The organism is Neisseria sp. P0021.S006 (assembly GCF_051956895.1).
The window spans coordinates 1-1604 of record NZ_JBQCWZ010000295.1 but is presented as its reverse complement, the minus strand read 5'-3'; the positions used below and the strand labels follow the sequence as shown (position 1 = coordinate 1604).

Here is a 1604-nt window from a genome sequence, read left to right as displayed (position 1 = left end):
CTTCGAGGAAGTAGCCGCCGCCTTCAGGTGCAAAGAACAACACAGAACAGAAGACAATCAGGAATACAACGACGCCCAAGATGTCTTTAACGGTGTAGTAAGGATGGAATGGGATACCATCGCGTGGGATACCGTTTTCGTCTTTGTTTTTCTTGATTTCAACGCCGTCAGGGTTGTTAGAACCCACTTCGTGCAGGGCGATGATGTGAGCCACAACCAAGCCGAGCAATACCAAAGGTACAGCGATAACGTGCAGGGCGAAGAAGCGGTTCAGAGTAACGTCGGAAACGTTGAAGTCACCGCGGATCCAAGTGGACAAATCAGGACCGATAACAGGGATGGCGGAGAACAGGTTAATAATGACCTGCGCACCCCAGAAGGACATTTGACCCCAAGGCAACAGGTAACCCATAAAGGCTTCTGCCATCAATGCCAAGAAAATCAGGGAACCGAAAATCCACACCAATTCGCGGGGTTTTTTGTACGAACCGTAAATCAAACCGCGGAACATGTGCAGATAAACGACGATGAAGAAGAAAGATGCGCCTGTGGAGTGCATATAGCGGATAATCCAACCGCCGGACACGTCGCGCATGATGTACTCTACTGCGGTAAAGGCAGCAGGCAGATGGTAGGCGTTAAGGTTGCCGTCCGGTTTGTAGTTCATGGTCAGGAAAATACCGCTGACGATTTGAATCACAAGGACAAGCAGGGCCAAAGAGCCGAAGTAATACCAGAAGTTGAAGTTCTTCGGCGCATAGTATTGAGCCAAATGCTCATTCCACATTTTAGACAGAGGGAAGCGAGCGTCCATCCAGCCTAACAACGCTTTTGCTTTGCTATTGGTTTGGTTTGCCATAATTATCGTTCCTTATTTTTAGTCTTCGCCCACCAAAACAGTTGTATCGCTCAGATATTTGTAAGGCGGTACAACCAAGTTGGTCGGTGCAGGAACACCTTTGTATACTCGGCCTGCAATGTCGAATTTCGAACCGTGGCAAGGGCAGAAGAAACCGCCTTTCCAGTCTGCGCCCAAGTCGGCGGGAGCAATGTCGGGACGGTAAGTCGGAGAGCAACCCAGGTGGGTACAGATACCGATAGCGACGAGGAGGTTCGGCTTGATCGAACGGTGCTCGTTTTTAGCGTATTCCGGTTGCTGATCCACTTCGGAATTAGGATCGACAACTGCGCCATCCAAACTTTTCAAGTCTTTGAGCTGTTGATCTGTGCGGTTGACCAGCCAAATCGGTTTACCCTGCCATTCGGCAGTCAGCATTTGGCCTGCTTCGATTTTGCTGACATCTACTTCGACAGCAGCACCGGCAGCCTTAGCTTTCTCCGATGGGAAGAAGCTGGCCACGAAGGGCGTAGCTACGCCCAGAGCCGCCACACCGCCCGCACCGCAAGTAGCCAGTGTCAGGAAACGGCGGCGGCCGTTGTTGATTTCTTGATTATCCATTATTCAGTCGTCCTAAATTTTTGGGAATACCGAGCCATTAAACAGCGTAATTCTACCTAGTTTGTTGTAATACTCAAAGCATTATTTAAAATAAGGTAAAGTTTTTATGATATTGCTCAATACTCAGGCAGGGTTGTTTTCATCA

Annotated in this window: 2 protein-coding genes; both read right to left on the bottom strand. The window is 49.1% G+C overall.

Annotated elements, in window-relative coordinates; genetic code table 11:
• Positions 1 to 859: cytochrome b (locus ACTHUM_RS13490; protein WP_440403110.1), on the bottom strand; the 859-nt coding region annotated here is incomplete at its 3' end.
• Between the two features lie 18 nt (positions 860 to 877).
• On the bottom strand, positions 878 to 1459 hold the full coding sequence (gene petA / locus ACTHUM_RS13485) for a ubiquinol-cytochrome c reductase iron-sulfur subunit (protein WP_070606098.1): 582 nt from the start codon (positions 1457 to 1459) through the stop codon (positions 878 to 880).
• Between the last annotated feature and the right edge of the window lie 145 nt (positions 1460 to 1604).

What these genes read in the sequence shown, in the direction of transcription:
- petA (WP_070606098.1), bottom strand. Translation starts at nt 1,459, where the DNA reads ATGGATAATCAAGAAATCAACAACGGCCGCCGCCGTTTCCTGACACTG.